Here is a 16487-nt window from a genome sequence, read left to right as displayed (position 1 = left end):
ATTATAATGCAAGTAACTATTTAATACTTACTAAAAGAGTTCCCAATAAGTCATCATTTTATTAAATGATTGTTAAATACACTTTTGTATATTTAGAAAACATTAATTTTGGTGACATTATAATAAACGTAAAAATGGAAACGAATCAGATTAAAATACTTTTGGTAGACGACGAACCAGACATTTTGGAAATTGTAGGATACAATCTTAAAAAAGAAGGTTATGATACATACACTGCCAATAATGGTATTGAAGCTGTAGAGCAAGCGAAAAAAATTCAACCCCACTTAATTTTATTAGATGTTATGATGCCTGAGATGGATGGTGTGGAAGCATGTGAAAAAATTAGAGAAATTCCAGAATTAGGAAATGTAATTATTTCTTTCTTTACTGCAAGAGGAGAAGACTACAGCCAAGTAGCTGGTTTTGATGCCGGAGCAGATGACTACATAACAAAACCTATAAAACCTAAATTACTAACCAGTAAAATAAAGTCTTTATTAAGAAGATTAAAAGATGGAGACTCAAACTCTAATAGTACTGATTTAGGTGGTATTATTATAGATAGAGACGAATACTTGATAGTGAAAGATGGTGAAAAAATAGTTTTACCAAGAAAAGAATTTGAATTATTCTCTTTATTAACATCTAAACCTGGTAAAGTATTCAACCGTGAATCTATTATGAAAAAGGTTTGGGGAAGTGATGTAGTTGTTGGTGATAGAACCATAGATGTACACATTCGTAAACTAAGAGAAAAGATTGGAGACGATTACTTTAAGACCGTAAAAGGTGTTGGATATAAGTTTATCTTACATGAAAATTAAAAACTTCTTTATATTTTCAATCGTTATTGCTTTTGTGCTGATACTATGTATAGATATCAGCATTTTAGTATATATGTATCTTACAGAAACTCCAGTTCATATTAAAGCACTAGGGATTTTATCTCTAGTATTATTTATTATTCTTGCTTTAATTATTAACAATGGAGTAGAAACTTATATAAACTACCGTATTAATAAAATATACAAACAAGTAAGTACTCTTAAAAAGAAACGTATCGCTAATATTAATATTAATGCAGATGAGTTTGACTTTTTGGCTCGTGATATTTTAAAATACACCTACAAAAAGAAAAGAGAAATTAGCAAACTGAATTACAGAGAAAACTACAGACGAGATTTCTTAGGAAATGTAGCTCACGAGCTTAAAACACCTTTGTTTACCGTACAAGGATACTTACTAACTTTAATAGAAGGTGCTGCCGAAAATGTTGAAATTAGAGACAAATATTTAAAACGCGCAAATAACGCCATAGAACGTTTAAGTGAAATTGTTGGAGACCTAGATTTAATTACAAAACTAGAAACCAACGACTTAAAATTAAACATGGATACTTTTAACATTATAAAACTAATTCAAAAAGTATTTGACCTACTGGAAATGCAAGGGAAAAAGAGAAACATTAAACTAACGTTTGATAAATTCTACGACATCCCTGAGTTTGTTATTGGTGACGAAGCTAAAATTGAACAGGTTCTAATTAACCTTGTTATGAACTCTATTAAATATGGTAACGTAGGAGGAACAACAATTATATCTGTTAGCTATGTTGATGATGAAAAAATTATGGTAAAAGTTTCTGATAATGGTGAAGGGATTGACAAAGACAGTCTTCCTAGACTTTTTGAAAGGTTTTATAGAGTAGATAAAAGTAGATCTAGAGAGCAAGGAGGTTCTGGTTTAGGACTTTCTATAGTAAAACATATAATAGAAGCACACGAGCAAACTATAGATGTAAAAAGTACTGTTGGTAAAGGCTCCACATTCTTCTTTACCCTAGAAAAAGCATAACACTATATTGATGCGTTTATTTGTGAATTTGTTGAATAGTAATATTTCGATATATAATTCTTATTAAGAACATCTCGACTCAGCTTGATGGCTATTCTTTTATTTAGAATAAAACCTCTAAAATTAGAGAGTGTTCGAACCTAGTCAAGAGTTTTTTATACGAAATATCCCCCATATCAGATTTAAAAAAAGCAAAAGCTCCATTAAATGGAGCTTTTGCTTTTTAAAGTTTATGAATTATGCACTGCTCTAATTAACGAATACACATCTCCACAAATCAACTTTAAATTTATGTAATAACATCAATTTAAAAGATACTACACTAAATCAAAACCAATATCTTTTCTGTAATTCATTTTATCAAAAGAAATCTTATCTATTGTGTTATACGATTTCTTTAAAGCAGTTGGAATGTCTTCTCCAAAAGAAGTAACCGCTAATACACGTCCTCCTGCACTTAATACTTCTCCATCTTTTAAGATAGTTCCGGCATGGTAAACAATAGATTCTTCTTCGTTATCTGTTCCTGTAATTACCTTTCCTTTTTCGTAAGCCTCTGGATATCCTCCAGATACCACAACTACTGTAGTAGCCGTTCTATCATCTACTTCGTAAGATTTAGAAGCAATCGTTTGCGTAGCAACTCCATCAAACAAGTCTAATAAGTCAGATGTAATTCTTGGCAATACAACTTCTGTTTCAGGATCTCCCATACGTACATTGTACTCAATTACAAATGGCTCACCATCTATATTCATCAATCCAATAAAGATAAAACCTCTATAGTCAATTCCATCTTTTTGCAAACCATCTACCGTTGGTTTTACGACTCTTTCTTCTACTTTGGCTAAAAAGTCTTCATCTGCAAATGGCACAGGAGAAATAGCCCCCATTCCACCTGTATTTAAACCTGTGTCTCCTTCTCCAATTCTCTTGTAATCTTTAGCAGAAGGTAAAACTTTATAGTCTTTTCCGTCTGTTAATACAAAAACAGACAACTCAATACCATCTAAATACTCTTCTATAACTACTTTAGAAGATGCAGCACCAAACTTTTCATTGGTTAACATATCTGCCAACTCAGACTTAGCTTCTTCTAAATCATTAATAATTAACACTCCTTTTCCGGCTGCTAATCCATCAGCTTTTAAAACAAAAGGAGGCTGTAAAGTTTCTAAAAATGCTTGCCCCTCTGCAACAGTATCTTTTGTAAAAGATTCATACTTTGCAGTAGGTACCCCGTGTTTAAACATAAACTTTTTAGAAAACTCTTTAGACCCTTCTAATTCGGCACCATCTTTTTTAGGCCCTACTACAGGAATATCTTTTAAATCTTCATCTGCTAAAAAATAGTCGTGAACACCTGCCACCAATGGAGCTTCTGGTCCAACTACCACCATTTGAATATCATTTTCTAATACCGTTTTCTTAACAGCATCAAAATCCAAAGGATCTATAGCTACATTATTTGCTACTTTAGCCGTCCCTGCATTTCCAGGAGCTACAAATAAGTTTGATAACTTTTCACTTTCAGACAATTTTTTTGCAAACGCATGTTCTCTTCCTCCAGAACCTAAAATAAGAATATTCATTTCTATTTACCTTTTCCTTTAATTACCACTATTACAGTAAGTAAAATTATTTTAATATCAGTCCACAAAGATAGGTTATCTAAATAAACTAAATCGTAACGAGCCCTAATTTTCATTTGAGCAAATGTATCTGCATAACCAAAGCGTATTTGCCCCAACGAAGTAATCCCTGGTTTTAGCTTTTGCAACTCAGCATAATTGGGCATATCTCTAATTATATCATCCAAAAACTCTTGTCTTTCGGGTCTTGGACCTACAATACTCATAGTTCCTTCTAACACATTTATAAACTGCGGAAATTCGTCTATTCTATATTTACGTAACAAAAAACCTAGCTGTGTTATTCTGTTAGTTTCTTCTGTAGACAACAAAGGGTCGTTTACAGGAGGTAACCCTTTCATGGTTCTAAACTTATAAATATTAAATTGCTTTCCATTTTCGCCAACTCTTTTTTGAAAAAAGAATGGTTTTTCTCCTGTTGTTATTAATATGAGTATAGCTACAATGGGTATTAGCCACACAAGAACTGTAAGAGTAACAATAACCGAAAATAGAATATCAAATATTCGTTTTAACATTTAGTTTAGTTTACTATTGTGCTTCTATAAAAACACCATTTATTATGAATCCTTAGGATTTAAAACTCTAATTACAAGCGTATCTTAAGAATTAAATATTTGTTTTATTATTGCCTCTGTTATAGCATATGTAGGAACTACCCCTTTAGTTCCTAGCCCACCAGAAGCTAATGTACTACCAGAATGCAACGGATTATCAGAAGCATAGTATGCATACCTTACCTTTACATTACTAGAAATATGATTTCTTACTTTAGAAGCTATTTGAATAGCTTTTTGATAATGCGCTCCCTCCATTTCTAAACCTACAGATTTCCATGATGTATTCTTAAAATAATTTAAGATAAATCTATTTTGTAAAGAAGTTCCCAACACCGTAATCATATTGCCCGTACAGGTGGGTAAATTTAGTTTTTTGAAATCATTTTCATTCAATTCATTGTAAAAAAAATAATTATCGGCTGTTCCTTCCAATATATGGGCTGATGGAATCATGATATCTCCTTTCTCTCCACACAAAATTCCTGCTTTTCCCATAATAGAGATTGACTTTACATCCAACGGATATGCTTCTTTGGTTCCATACATATATGGTTTTAACAATTCATCCATCGTTTCAAAAGCTTGTTCTCCAAATGCATAATCCATCACCAACAATACCGGTGCTTCTTCTTTAACAGCATCTGTAATAAAACTGGTATCTATTATCTGAACATCAATATTTGCCCCAGAAGTATCGTCTACCTGAATAAGTCCATTCTGAATGGCATAGGTCAACACTTGTTTTCTCTCTTTTACGGTATTCGGATTGCTTAACTTTTTATAAATAGAGAAATCATCGTCTTCTTTCTTAAAACTAAGTGCTTTTTTAGCATATAAAACATTTAAAACAGAGTGCATATTAGAACTAATAATATGAATTGGTCTTTTGATTAAATCATTAGAAAACAAGACATTTTTAATATTCTTAGCCCAAATATTCCCATATATATGCTGTCCTATCTGATCTATTAGAGCATCGCTAAACCGAATCAATCTAAATTCATTTTCGTTTTTTTCTTTGGCTGCTAAACTCCCCAACCAATATATAATATGAAAAAATCGATCCGGAAAATTATCTGTAGACAACTTATTATATACTTCTCTAATCTCGTCAAATGTCCTACTTAGTATATTGGATAAATACACAAAAAGCACTTCTTTATCTTCGGTATTTATTTCTCCTTGGTTTAATACAAACTCTTTTAGTTTTTCCCATTCATGAGAAATTTCAGTCTTATTGTCTACAAACATTTTGTTAACTAGCTTGTGAGACTCCAAATACATAAAAGTTAAATGAGTTAACACATCGTAAATATCAGACCTACCTCTGGTAATCTCAATATTCATATGGTCGTGATCTATTCTATAACAATTCCTTCTTCTTTTTGGAGGAACTATTTTTTTAAAATGTGTTTTATCTAAATCTTCGGTAGCTGTTAAATTTACAAACCTACACGTCTCTATACCAGAAGGCAGCCTGTCTAGCACATATAGCAACCCACTTAACTCAAATTTTTTTGAATCTGCAATAGTTCCATAAATCTCTGGGCTTAGTTCCAACAAAGCATTTCGTAAAGATTTACCAGATAGCCCCATGGGCTTATAATCTCCTTTGTTAAACAAATGCAACATGGTAATGTACATTGTTTCTATAGCTCTTTTAGATTTTTGAGCAAGTAGTCTCTCTTGTCTTTCCATAGAATTAAGATACATAAACTAAAAGACAAGAAAAAGAGTGTTCCTAAGATTTAAACTTTAAGAGTAGTTTTTTTAACTTTTTATCTACTTCTGCATAAGTAGGCATTTTACTACTCATGTAAATAAACATTACATTATAATGTTCTTCTCCCAAAAAAAACTCATGTTGATTTAACCTATACGCTTCTCTTAACAGTCTCTTAATTCTGTTTCTATCTACTGCGAGTTTAAAGTTTCTTTTTGGAACCGAAAAAGCAACTTTGGTTTCTAGACATGTAGCATTAGACGACACAGGTAGGTATATCATTTTAATAGGAAATTCTTTTACCGACTTCCCTTCTATAAACAATTGTGCAATTGCCTTTCTACTTTTTAATTTTTGATTTTTCCCTAAAGTAAACCTCATAGAGTGCAAAAGTAAGCAAACAATAAATAGTAACTCTAGAATTTAGAATGTGTATTCTACAGCAGCAGAAATATTTCTTCCTGGTGCACTAATGGTAGATGCAAATTCCTGATAATGTACATCTAAGATATTTTGTACTTGCACCTGTAGTTTTAAATAAGGCTTCAGAAAATAGTTTGAATTTAAGTTAACTACATGCCATGCAGGAGTTCCAACACCTTCTGGTGTAAATTCTACATTGTCTACCCCCTCCGTAATGTTATAATCGTCTAATATTTTTCTAAAAGAAAATCTATAATCTAAGGCAACATTATACTTTTTCTTATCAATACTCAAGGCTATATTCCCATAAAAAGGAGGAATAGAAGACAATGGCTCGTGCGTATCATAAGATCGCCCCTTGGTATATGTACAACTAAAATTCGATTTTAAACTTTTTGTCAACTCATAAAAAGCACTTACTGTACCTCCGTAAATATATGCCTGACCTTGATTTGTGTTTGCAAGAATTTCATCACCCACAAATAAGTCTCCATCATAGTTGATAGAATTTCCATAAATTGATGTTGGAGTTCTTGATATATAATCATCTAACAATGTATAAAACACATTGGCACTAAACTCTCCTCTTTTTTTTCTAGAAATCTTTGCAAAACCAACCTCAGCACTGTACAAATGTTCTGGTGTTAAACTTGTATTTGGCACCGTAAGTTTTGACGATTTAGATCTTATTTTTCCAATATCATCTAAGTTTGGCGACCTAAATCCTTTTGACAAAACAAAGCTTAGTTTATTTTGTTCGTTTGGTCTACATATATATCCTACAGAACCTGTTAAAGCAGTATTATTCAAAGAGATTTTATTACCTGGAATAGGAACAGCTATATTTCTATCCCAATTAGCAGTTAAGTGTGTATTGGTTAAACGCAAACCAATGTTTAGTGTATTTCTCTTATCCAATCTTTGTCTATAAGAAGTATACACTGCAGTACTTGTATAAGTTCCTCCTCCATCTGGGTAACGCGTATCTACTTCAAAATTATTTTGAACACCTACAACCTTATTTGTTTCTAAATCTACAGCCAATGTTTCCCCTTTTGCATTAGAAGCAACATTGTTATGAACCATTTCAAAACCATAGAACAGCTTTCTATCTCCTTTCTTGGTTAACGATTTGTAAAAATCACTATTCAAAGAAAAAACATCCACATCTTCAAACCTAGAAGTTCTATTTAAAGAATTAAACTGTCTGTTAATTCTAGACTCGTCTATATTCTGATAAGCAAGTGTAATTGTACCATTTTCAATTAAAGATTTATAATCCCTAAAACTAGCCTGAGCAGATAGTAACAATCTTTTCTGAGGTCCATATCTCCACTCCGCAAACTTTAAGTCACCACTATTAACTTCTTCTCTTAATTTTCCATAGTTAGGAATATCGCTAGATGTACTATACTGACCATTCAATAATAAATCTATCTTTTTATGAAGAGGAAATTTAATTTTTTGTAAAATATCTAATTGATTGTAACCTGAGTTTCTCTGAATATTTGGGTTCTTATTTTCCGAACTACTAGGGAAATATGCATCTTCTGTATTTTTTGAATAACGAAATATTTTGCCCCAATCTTCGTAACCATGAGTCCTACTAGAACCCATTCTTAAATTATCAAAAGAACTAAAAGACACGTTTGTATAAGAAGCCCATTTCTTATGCGAATTGTAAGAACTAACACTAGTACTATGCTCATTATTAACAGTACTATGTCTGTAAAAAATATTATTCTTTGTTTTTGGTTTCCAACTGTAATCTAAACCTTTGGTATAATAATGTACCACACCTCCCAAAGCATCCGATCCGTAAATTACAGACGTTGGTCCAAAAACTACTTCTGTTCTTTCTAGAGCCAAAGGACTAATGGTAATTGAATTTTGCAAATGTCCTTTTCTGTATATTGCATTATTCATTCTAACCCCATCTACCACTAATAGAACTCTATTAGATTCCATTCCTCTAATAACAGGAGAACCTCCTCCCAATTGTGATTTTTGAATTCTAACACCTGGTATATTCCCTAACAAATCTGCAGAAGTCTGAGCCGAGATCTGGTCTATTCTCTTTTTGGTAAGAATCTCAATATGTTCGGGTATTTTTTGTTTTTTTTCGGCAATTCTCGAAACGGATAGTACTACTTTTTCTAAATCTTCATACCTAGGTTTTAAAAGAATTTCTTTGTACTTATCATCACTAACGACTCTTAAAGTGTCATAGTTTATATGATACACACAAATTACTTTTCCATTTTTCTTAAAAACTACCTCTCCCTTTGGGTTCGTAATTTTTTTTGCCCCAGTTGTAGTGCACTCAACCGTAGCTCCTTCTACCCTTTTATTGGTATACAAGTCTACTACCCTAATCTTTTGAGAAAAAGAATTAAGAGCAACGATAGAACATAGAAAAATTAAAACTCTCATCAACATTATTCCAAAACTTTAGAAAGTATATCTATTGATTTAGGTCGTCTAAAAAAAGGTAAATGTAATTGATAATACTTTAACAATAGCTCTAAAACAGTACCTCTCTGACTTTTACTAAACAATACATTACTAAGTCTATCAAATTTTATGCCTAAAACCTTATTAAACAACGCTAACTCTTCTCCCTGAATAACATGAGGGCTATTACTAGAAACATATTTCCCCTGTAATAAATCAAAATACAAATGGCTAGTAGCTAAAGTTTCATCGGGATAAAAACCTAAACACCTGGTTAACTCTAGTAAAAACTTAAGGTGAAAATTGGCAATATCGTCCGACAACTCTAACAACTGCACTGTCCCTTCTAAAAAGTGGTATAACTCTTGGTTTTCTCCCTCTTCTTCCCTTATTACAATTGAAAGAAATTCTGATATAAAAAACACAATAGACTGCTTTACAAAATCTGTATGTATGGTTCTAAAATGTGTTACAACTTTAGACTCCGTTATACTGTTTAAGTTGCCTTTGTTATTGTGCGAAGCATTGATATTTAATATAGATAAGGGAAGAAAATGAGCTTTGTTTATTTTTCCCTTTTTACTTTTTATCACCCCTCTTAAAAGGTATGACTTAAAGCCCTCCTCTAAAGTGAAGCATTTTACAATTAAGCTACTATCTCCATACTTAACCGAACCTATTACAATAGCCTTAGTGTTAACCTGCATTAATTAACAATTGCAATTTTAGTAGTTGCATTTTCTTGTCCATCAGGGCTAGAAACTAAAACAATATATACTCCCGAAACTACAAGATTTCCGCTTAAGTTCTTTTTATTCCAAACAACAACTCCTCCATTAGCATCTGTTACCTTAACATTTTTTTCGAAAACTAATTTCCCAGACACATCCATAATTTTAACATTCGTATCCTCTGGCAATCCACCTCCACCTTTGGCAACAATTTTAATAGTACTATGACCTACCTTATTTGCAATTGCTGGGTTAGGATAAGCAACTATTTCTGTTATTTTATCACCAAACAAAGAAGAAGAGTCACTATTTGGATTGAACGAAACAACTCCTTTATCTGTTACAATATAAATTCTTCCAGTTTCTTTATCTAACTCTAAATCAACAATATTATTTGACGGTAAAGGAGAATTTCCTTGGTTAAATATTTCAAAAGTAGTTTGCGCATCAGGGGAGGTATAAAAAACTCCAGCTCCTTGTGTACCAAACCATTTGTTACCTGAATTATCTACTATGATATCATTAACCTGTGTCTCTGCTAAAAACTCTCTTGCAAAACCATTTTCCTCTATAATTACTGTTTCAAACTCATAATTAGATACATTGTATAAAGATTCATAATCCCTAAATAAGACCAGACCTCCTCTAGTACCTACCCAAACCTTTTTATCTTCATCCACTACAATAGCTCTTACATTTAACGACGGTAAATTTGAATTTTCTTGATTGATAACTTCAATATTATTATTTGGATGTGACTCTTCTAAATTTTCATCATGACTGTCTTTAAAAATAACTACTCCCGAACCACTTGACCCACAAAAAACATTTCCATCCTTTGCAAAAAAGGTATCTATAATTCTGATATCATTAAATGGAGGAGCAAAAAAATAGTCCGAAAAATTAACTCGTGTTTCCCATGTCTCCGAGTCAAAATTATATCTACTTAAATATTCATAATCTTTTGAAAACAAACTATTCACCCATAATTTATCATTATTATCAATGGATATATGAGCAATCACAGCATCAAAAACAGTTAAATCTTGAATACCATTAGATGTGGTATCTGGATTCCAAACACCTACTTTCTCCCAACTATTACTTTTCTCAACAAAATCCAGTAATACAACACCACTAAAATAAGATGCTGCATATATCTTTTGTGGATCATTAGGATTTACTTCTACTTTAGTAATATCTCTAGCTCCTATTTCTGAATAAGGGATGTTATACCATTGATTCTGAAACCTTCCGGAAAGCCCTCTTGATTTACCTAAGAAGTTATATATTCTACTATAACCTCCATATGAAATCCAAACATCTCCATTTTTTGCAGTTATGGAAAAAGTATCATTTCCACTAGGTCCATTGGGGTGTATCTCAGAATAATTTAATTTATCCGAAAGTTCAGTTGATAAAATTCCGTATGCACTAGTACTTAAGTAGAACTTTCCATCTTTTATAATTGCTTTTTGAGAAGTAAAATTATGGCTTAAAGACTCCGATAGGTCTAGTTCATCTATCAAGATGTTGTTTTCATAAACATACACCTTACTTGCAGTTGTAACTACCAAGCCTCCTTCTTTAGCAGATAATTCTTCTATTTTATCGGAAACAGAAATTACTGGTAAACTAGGATTAGTTACTTCATATATACTTTTATCTAACACAAACAATACTTGACCACTGTATTCAATAAGTTTACTTACTGTAGTGATACCTATTAGAGTCCAATTGTTAAAATTTGCAGGTTCTAAATTTGAATTTAAATCAAAGGAATACAAACCAGATTCTGTACCTACATAAATTACATTATTAACTACTAGCATATCTAGAGCTTTAGAGAATATATTATTACTCTCCAACTTAAAAGAATTACCAAGCTCTACATTAGGAATTGACAATTCTACAATTCCAAAATCTCCAAACACATAACTATATCCGTTTTCATTGTAAAAACCGTTAACCCGTTTATCCACAAGAATAAGGTTCTCTTTAATTCCTGCGAGAGATAACACTTTATTATCTGAAGAAACCAATTCTATAAGTCCATTCCCATACCCAATTAATGTAGTATTCGTAGCAGCATCATAACCAACAGCAGATGTTTCTCCCCCAAACAAACCATTTACCGAAGAAAATTTCTGAACAATTTCTGTGGTTAAATTATAGGTAAACATTGCATTCTCTGTAATAGCCACAAGTGAATTATCTACAATTTCAAAATCCTTTATATTATTGTAAGAATATAAATCTTCCCAATTCTCGGAAAAATCTTTCTGAGCGTAGATAAATGAAAAGTAAAAAGTAAAAATTATGTATATGTGTTTTCTCATTTGCTATGTATTGTTAACAGCCTATCTACAAACCTTTCTGTTATTTCGTAAACAAAAATATCAGGCTTTTCGTTCTTAATTAATTCTTTGTTAAAATACGGATTGTAAATAAACAAAACATCTTTGAAAGAACTAGAAAAATATTTTTTTAAATCCGTAGCATAAGAATCTCTTAAAAACATTATTTTTTGAAAATTGATAGACTCTTTATAGTGATAACGCATCTCGTACCTACTATAGGAAAATCGATGAAAATCTGGCACACTCAATTTCTTTTGTACCAACTTAACACTATCTACATTAAATTTAACAACAGGTATTTTTTCTTCTAAACTATCTCCTAGAATTCTTGTTATATCACCTAGATTACAGGCCCAATCAATCTTATTTACAAAACCCGGAATTTTTATATTCTCATTAGACCCTCTAATCGATTTCATTATTTCCAAATACCCATGAAAAGCCCCTATCTGATTCCAATGTGTATCCGTTTTAAAGTACAATGGAATATTTTCTTTGGTTTTTGCAGATTTTAAGGCAGTCCTTAAATCAATAACCTCTGGATAGACAGAAATTAACTGATCTAGTTTGCTAATTTGTTTAGGAAAATCATAAGGTAAATATTCTTTATAAACGGTATGCTTTCCTGGAGGAATTGTAATAAAAAACTGTATACCCTCTTTATCACACCAGGTTTTACATTCCTCTATGTTTTCAACAATCTTATCTAATTCTGAATCTGTAAACTTAATTACACCTTTAGACTCACCAAAAGCATCGTTATGTTTATCACCTATAAAAAGCCAGCCTTCTTTACCATAAAGAACATTCGGAATAGAAGGTGTTTCTTGCAACGGATCACTTACTTGCTTTTTATAAAAACTGTACAACTCTTTTTTTGTTCTATAGTTACTTAAAAAATAACTCCGCCCTTGTATGATTATCGATTTCAATCCAGATAAAGACTTTATATGAATCAACTTCTCTTTTAGACTGATCAATTCTTCATCTTGCCTACCTACAAAAGTTGCTAATACAGGAAGCAGTAGCGCTATCATAAAAACAGTGACAAAATAATATTTCTTTACTTTTTTTATCAAAATCTAAAATAAATAAATGGGTTATAAGCACCTACAGCAACATACACCAAGGAGACGAAAAACATTAATAAATATAAGGTGTTTTCCATAAAAGAATATTTATTTAATATCTCTCTAATCTTTTTAGACACTGGAAAAACAAAAACTAAAGACAATATAATAGCTATTATTACTTCTCCTCTAAAAATAAAACTTAATACGTTAGAATCATACATAGGTTTAAAAACAAACAACCCTTTTAGATATAAAACTGCTGCTTTTAAATTAGCAGTTTTAAAAAAAACAAAACTAAAAGCAACTACTAACAGCGTGTAAAGATTCCCAAAAATTGATTTTAACTGAATTATCTTATATCTCTCTAAAACAATAAAGAAACCATGAATCACACCCCAAATAATAAAATTCCAAGAAGCTCCATGCCACAGACCAGTAGCAATAAAAACTACTATTAAATTTCTAATTGTGTTCTTATTTCTATTTCCTCCCAATGGAATATAAAGATAATCCCTGAACCAATTAGACATGGTCATGTGCCACCTCCTCCAAAATTCCCTTATTGATTTTGACAAATATGGATAATTGAAGTTCTCTGGAAAATCAAATCCAAAAATCTTCCCTAGTCCAATTGCCATATCTGAATACCCTGAAAAGTCGTAGTAAATTGTTAACGTGTAAGCAATTATCCCCATCCAATTTAATAATGTTCCATAGCCTTGAGGATTTTCAAAAGCTACATCGGAAATTAAGGCCAAATTATTTGCAATAAACAACTTTTTAAACAACCCACTTACAAATCTCTTAGCTCCATAATTGAAGTCTCCTACGGATAATTTTTTGTTTTTTAACTGGTATTGAATTTCTTCGAATCTTACAATAGGACCTGCCACCAATTGAGGGAACATACAAACATAGGTACAGAAATCTATAAAATTATAAGTTGCTTTAATTTTCCCTTTGTAAACATCTATACTATAAGACATTGTCTGAAAAGTAAAAAAACTAATTCCCAAAGGCATTATAACATATAAATTATTAATTGAAACTGAGAATTGAGTTAATACGGAATTTATAGTATCAATAAAAAAATTCACATATTTAAAATAGCAGAGAATACCTAAATTAAATGTTAAAGAAAATAATAGACCTAATTTTCTAAATTTCTTATCTATTAAAATTCCAGATATAAAATCAACAACAGAAGACAAAATTAACAACAACACCATTTTCTGCTCTCCCCAAGCGTAGAAAACTAAGCTAAAAGACAATAACACTAAGTTTTTAAATCTCTTTGGTAAGAGATAATACAGGAGAATTACCCCAGGTAAAAAAAGAAATAGAAAAATAGGATCGCTAAAAAGCATTAATGTAATTTTGAAAACAAATATACCCAAACCTTTGTAAAACTGCTTCGATGCACAACCAAGAAATAGAACGTAAATTTTTAGTTACAAATCTTGATTTTATAAACCAAAGCTTTGATAGTAATAGAATTGAACAAGGATACTTAAACTCTCATAAAGAAAGAACTGTAAGAGTAAGAATTAAAAACAACAATGGCTATTTAACTATTAAAGGGGTTTCTAATGAATCTGGAACCAGTAGGTTTGAATGGGAAAAGGAAATTTCTATAACAGAAGCGACCCAATTACTTGCCATTTGTGAACCAGGAGTTATTAGCAAAACTCGTTATTTAGTTAAAATGCAGCAACACACTTACGAAGTTGATGTCTTTGACGGAGCTAACGAAGGACTGATTATAGCCGAAATTGAACTGAACGAAGAAAACGAACGTTTTGAAAAACCTGAATGGCTAGGAGAAGAAGTAACTGGACAAAAGAAATATTACAATTCGCAACTTAGCAAAAACCCATATAAAACCTGGTAAAAATTAAATTGCGTGATAGTAAATAGTAATAAAATGACACAGACTCCCCAATAGGGTTAATACATGAAAAATTACATGATTGAATCGAATATGTGTAGCTGCATAAAAGTAAGCTCCTATAGAATAAAAAATCCCTCCCCATAGCAACCATCTTTGTCCCCATAAAGGCAAATTTTCTATCAGAGGATTTAAAAAGAAAATGATAAGCCAGCCCATAGCTACATATGACAAAACAGATACAATCTTATAACGACCTATAAAATATATTTTATACAAAATTCCCAAAAGAGCCACTGCCCACGAGATTGCAAACACCAACCACCCAATTCTCCCCTCTAATACCACCAAACAGATAGGAGCATAAGACCCTGCAATAAGTACGTATACTGCCGAATGATCCAAAATGTTTAAATAATACCTCATTCTTTGATTTACCGCACTGTGATATAAAGTTGAAGAAGCATACAAAACAATCATACTTACTCCATATATAGCATAACTAACAATAGCTGCCAAATTATTAGCTCCAATGGCTTTTATCATTAAAAAAGGAAACATAAAAAGACTTAGCACAAACCCAAGTCCATGGGTTAGCACGTTCCATCGCTCTTCTACAGCTTCATAATATGTTACCTTAAATTCCATTCTTTTAAGTTATCTATATAAGATACAAAATTAACACATGTTAAGCAAGTCGTATTCCAAATAATTCTACTCTTTTATGCCCGTTTTTTTATCGAAAGTGTACTTTTGCACCAAACTTTACTTTTTTAGAGGAATGGCAAGAATTTTAACTGGAGTACAAAGTACTGGAACTCCTCATTTAGGGAATTTATTAGGAGCAATATTACCTGCAATAAAAATGGCGAATCAGCCAGAAAACGAATCGTTTTTGTTTATTGCCGACTTACACTCCTTGACTCAGATTAAAGACGGAGAAACTTTAAGAAACAATACATATAGCACTGCTGCAGCTTGGCTGGCATTTGGTTTAGATATCGAAAAAACAGTATTCTATAGACAAAGTGATATTGCAGAAGTAACAGAGTTAAATTGGTACTTAAGCTGTTTTTATCCTTATCAAAGATTGACATTGGCACACTCTTTTAAAGACAAAGCAGACAGACTAGAAGACGTTAACTCTGGATTATTCTGCTACCCTATGCTAATGGCTGCGGATATTTTATTATACGATGCTGAAATTGTACCTGTTGGTAAAGATCAACTACAACACCTAGAAATGACTCGTGATGTTGCTGGAAGATTTAACCATCAAATGGGAGAAACATTTGTATTACCAGAAGCTAAAGTACAAGAAGAAACCAAGTATGTTCCTGGAACCAATGGTGGAAAAATGAGTAAATCTCAAGGAAATATTATCAACATCTTCTTAGACGATAAAAAGTTAAGAAAACAGGTAATGAAAATCCAAACGGATAGTACTCCAATGGAAGAACCTAAAGACACAGAAACTTGTAACTTATTTGCCTTGTATAAATTATTAGCTAACGAAGAACAAGTTGCTGAAATGAAAGCCAATTACGAAGGTGGAAATTATGGTTACGGACATGCCAAACAAGCTTTCTATGAGTTATTATTAGAAACGTTTAAAGAAGAACGAGAACGATACAACCACTACATTAACAATGTGGAAGAAATTGAAAAAGCTTTGGCTATAGGTGCTGAAAAAGCTAAAAAAGTTGCCACTGAAGTTTTAAAAAGAACTAGAGAAAAAATAGGGTATTAAAAATCTATTAAACTAG

14 protein-coding genes are annotated in these 16487 nt (G+C 31.7%); 4 read left to right on the top strand and 10 right to left on the bottom strand.

The genetic code is table 11. From position 1 onward, the window contains the following. Nucleotides 1-134: 134 nt before the first annotated feature. Both ACXHHC_RS11430 and ACXHHC_RS11425 read left to right on the top strand, forming a co-directional pair. On the top strand, nt 135-827 hold the full coding sequence (locus tag ACXHHC_RS11430; protein ID WP_458226512.1) for a response regulator transcription factor: 693 nt from the start codon (nt 135-137) through the stop codon (nt 825-827). Continuing rightward, nucleotides 817-1857, top strand: a complete 1041-nt coding sequence (locus ACXHHC_RS11425) for a sensor histidine kinase (RefSeq protein WP_458226511.1) — start codon at nt 817-819, stop codon at nt 1855-1857. The genes ACXHHC_RS11430 and ACXHHC_RS11425 overlap by 11 nt, the downstream gene beginning before the upstream one ends. Nucleotides 1858-2174: 317 nt before the next feature. Here the strand turns inward: ACXHHC_RS11425 and purD are convergent, their stop codons facing one another. From purD to ACXHHC_RS11380, 9 genes are all read right to left on the bottom strand, one after another. Next, on the bottom strand, nt 2175-3449 hold the full coding sequence (gene purD / locus ACXHHC_RS11420) for a phosphoribosylamine--glycine ligase (RefSeq protein WP_458226510.1): 1275 nt from the start codon (nt 3447-3449) through the stop codon (nt 2175-2177). Between the two features lie 2 nt (nt 3450-3451). After that, nucleotides 3452-4027, bottom strand: a complete 576-nt coding sequence (locus ACXHHC_RS11415; RefSeq protein WP_458226509.1) for a sugar transferase — start codon at nt 4025-4027, stop codon at nt 3452-3454. An 84-nt stretch (nt 4028-4111) separates the two neighbouring features. Continuing rightward, nucleotides 4112-5767, bottom strand: a complete 1656-nt coding sequence (locus ACXHHC_RS11410; protein ID WP_458226508.1) for a DUF6909 family protein — start codon at nt 5765-5767, stop codon at nt 4112-4114. A 43-nt stretch (nt 5768-5810) separates the two neighbouring features. Then, nucleotides 5811-6173, bottom strand: coding sequence for a ribonuclease P protein component (gene rnpA, locus ACXHHC_RS11405; protein ID WP_458226507.1), 363 nt, complete (start codon nt 6171-6173; stop codon nt 5811-5813). 42 nt (nt 6174-6215) lie between these two features. Next, entirely contained in the window at nt 6216-8648 is a 2433-nt protein-coding gene (locus ACXHHC_RS11400) for a TonB-dependent receptor (RefSeq protein WP_458226506.1), read from the bottom strand. A 5-nt stretch (nt 8649-8653) separates the two neighbouring features. Next, nucleotides 8654-9376 (bottom strand): DNA repair protein RecO, encoded by a 723-nt coding sequence (gene recO, locus ACXHHC_RS11395; RefSeq protein WP_458226505.1) that lies wholly within the window; start codon nt 9374-9376, stop codon nt 8654-8656. Continuing rightward, on the bottom strand, nt 9376-11739 hold the full coding sequence (porZ, locus tag ACXHHC_RS11390; RefSeq protein ID WP_458226504.1) for a type IX secretion system anionic LPS delivery protein PorZ: 2364 nt from the start codon (nt 11737-11739) through the stop codon (nt 9376-9378). Before porZ ends, recO begins: the two co-directional genes overlap by 1 nt. After that, nucleotides 11736-12797 (bottom strand): alginate O-acetyltransferase AlgX-related protein, encoded by a 1062-nt coding sequence (locus tag ACXHHC_RS11385; RefSeq protein WP_458226503.1) that lies wholly within the window; start codon nt 12795-12797, stop codon nt 11736-11738. Before ACXHHC_RS11385 ends, porZ begins: the two co-directional genes overlap by 4 nt. 38 nt (nt 12798-12835) lie before the next feature. Then, nucleotides 12836-14110 carry an MBOAT family O-acyltransferase gene (locus ACXHHC_RS11380; protein ID WP_458229249.1) on the bottom strand — a complete coding sequence of 425 codons (1275 nt, stop codon included), beginning with the start codon at nt 14108-14110 and terminating at the stop codon, nt 12836-12838. A 140-nt stretch (nt 14111-14250) separates the two neighbouring features. Here ACXHHC_RS11380 and ACXHHC_RS11375 point away from each other — a divergent pair, with 140 nt between their 5' ends. Continuing rightward, on the top strand, nt 14251-14724 hold the full coding sequence (locus ACXHHC_RS11375) for a CYTH domain-containing protein (RefSeq protein ID WP_458226502.1): 474 nt from the start codon (nt 14251-14253) through the stop codon (nt 14722-14724). A gap of 3 nt (nt 14725-14727) precedes the next feature. Here ACXHHC_RS11375 and trhA read toward each other — a convergent pair whose 3' ends face one another. Then, nucleotides 14728-15369, bottom strand: a complete 642-nt coding sequence (trhA, locus tag ACXHHC_RS11370) for a PAQR family membrane homeostasis protein TrhA (protein ID WP_458226501.1) — start codon at nt 15367-15369, stop codon at nt 14728-14730. 133 nt (nt 15370-15502) lie between these two features. Here trhA and trpS point away from each other — a divergent pair, with 133 nt between their 5' ends. Continuing rightward, nucleotides 15503-16471 (top strand): tryptophan--tRNA ligase, encoded by a 969-nt coding sequence (gene trpS, locus ACXHHC_RS11365; RefSeq protein WP_458226500.1) that lies wholly within the window; start codon nt 15503-15505, stop codon nt 16469-16471. The last annotated feature ends 16 nt before the right edge of the window (nt 16472-16487 follow it).

This window comes from Wenyingzhuangia sp. IMCC45574 (assembly GCF_054182685.1).
Note: the sequence above shows the minus strand (reverse complement) of the source record. Positions and strands in the feature narration are given on the sequence as shown.

Bases quoted from the DNA above. Each gene is read 5' to 3' on its own strand.
- ACXHHC_RS11410 (WP_458226508.1), bottom strand. From the start codon at position 5,767: ATGGAAAGACAAGAGAGACTACTTGCTCAAAAATCTAAAAGAGCTATA.
- ACXHHC_RS11400 (WP_458226506.1), bottom strand. From the start codon at position 8,648: ATGAGAGTTTTAATTTTTCTATGTTCTATCGTTGCTCTTAATTCTTTT.
- ACXHHC_RS11425 (WP_458226511.1), top strand. From the start codon at position 817: ATGAAAATTAAAAACTTCTTTATATTTTCAATCGTTATTGCTTTTGTG.
- ACXHHC_RS11430 (WP_458226512.1), top strand. From the start codon at position 135: ATGGAAACGAATCAGATTAAAATACTTTTGGTAGACGACGAACCAGAC.
- rnpA (WP_458226507.1), bottom strand. From the start codon at position 6,173: ATGAGGTTTACTTTAGGGAAAAATCAAAAATTAAAAAGTAGAAAGGCA.
- ACXHHC_RS11385 (WP_458226503.1), bottom strand. From the start codon at position 12,797: ATGATAGCGCTACTGCTTCCTGTATTAGCAACTTTTGTAGGTAGGCAA.
- ACXHHC_RS11375 (WP_458226502.1), top strand. From the start codon at position 14,251: ATGCACAACCAAGAAATAGAACGTAAATTTTTAGTTACAAATCTTGAT.
- trhA (WP_458226501.1), bottom strand. From the start codon at position 15,369: ATGGAATTTAAGGTAACATATTATGAAGCTGTAGAAGAGCGATGGAAC.
- porZ (WP_458226504.1), bottom strand. From the start codon at position 11,739: ATGAGAAAACACATATACATAATTTTTACTTTTTACTTTTCATTTATC.
- trpS (WP_458226500.1), top strand. From the start codon at position 15,503: ATGGCAAGAATTTTAACTGGAGTACAAAGTACTGGAACTCCTCATTTA.
- purD (WP_458226510.1), bottom strand. From the start codon at position 3,449: ATGAATATTCTTATTTTAGGTTCTGGAGGAAGAGAACATGCGTTTGCA.
- recO (WP_458226505.1), bottom strand. From the start codon at position 9,376: ATGCAGGTTAACACTAAGGCTATTGTAATAGGTTCGGTTAAGTATGGA.
- ACXHHC_RS11415 (WP_458226509.1), bottom strand. From the start codon at position 4,027: ATGTTAAAACGAATATTTGATATTCTATTTTCGGTTATTGTTACTCTT.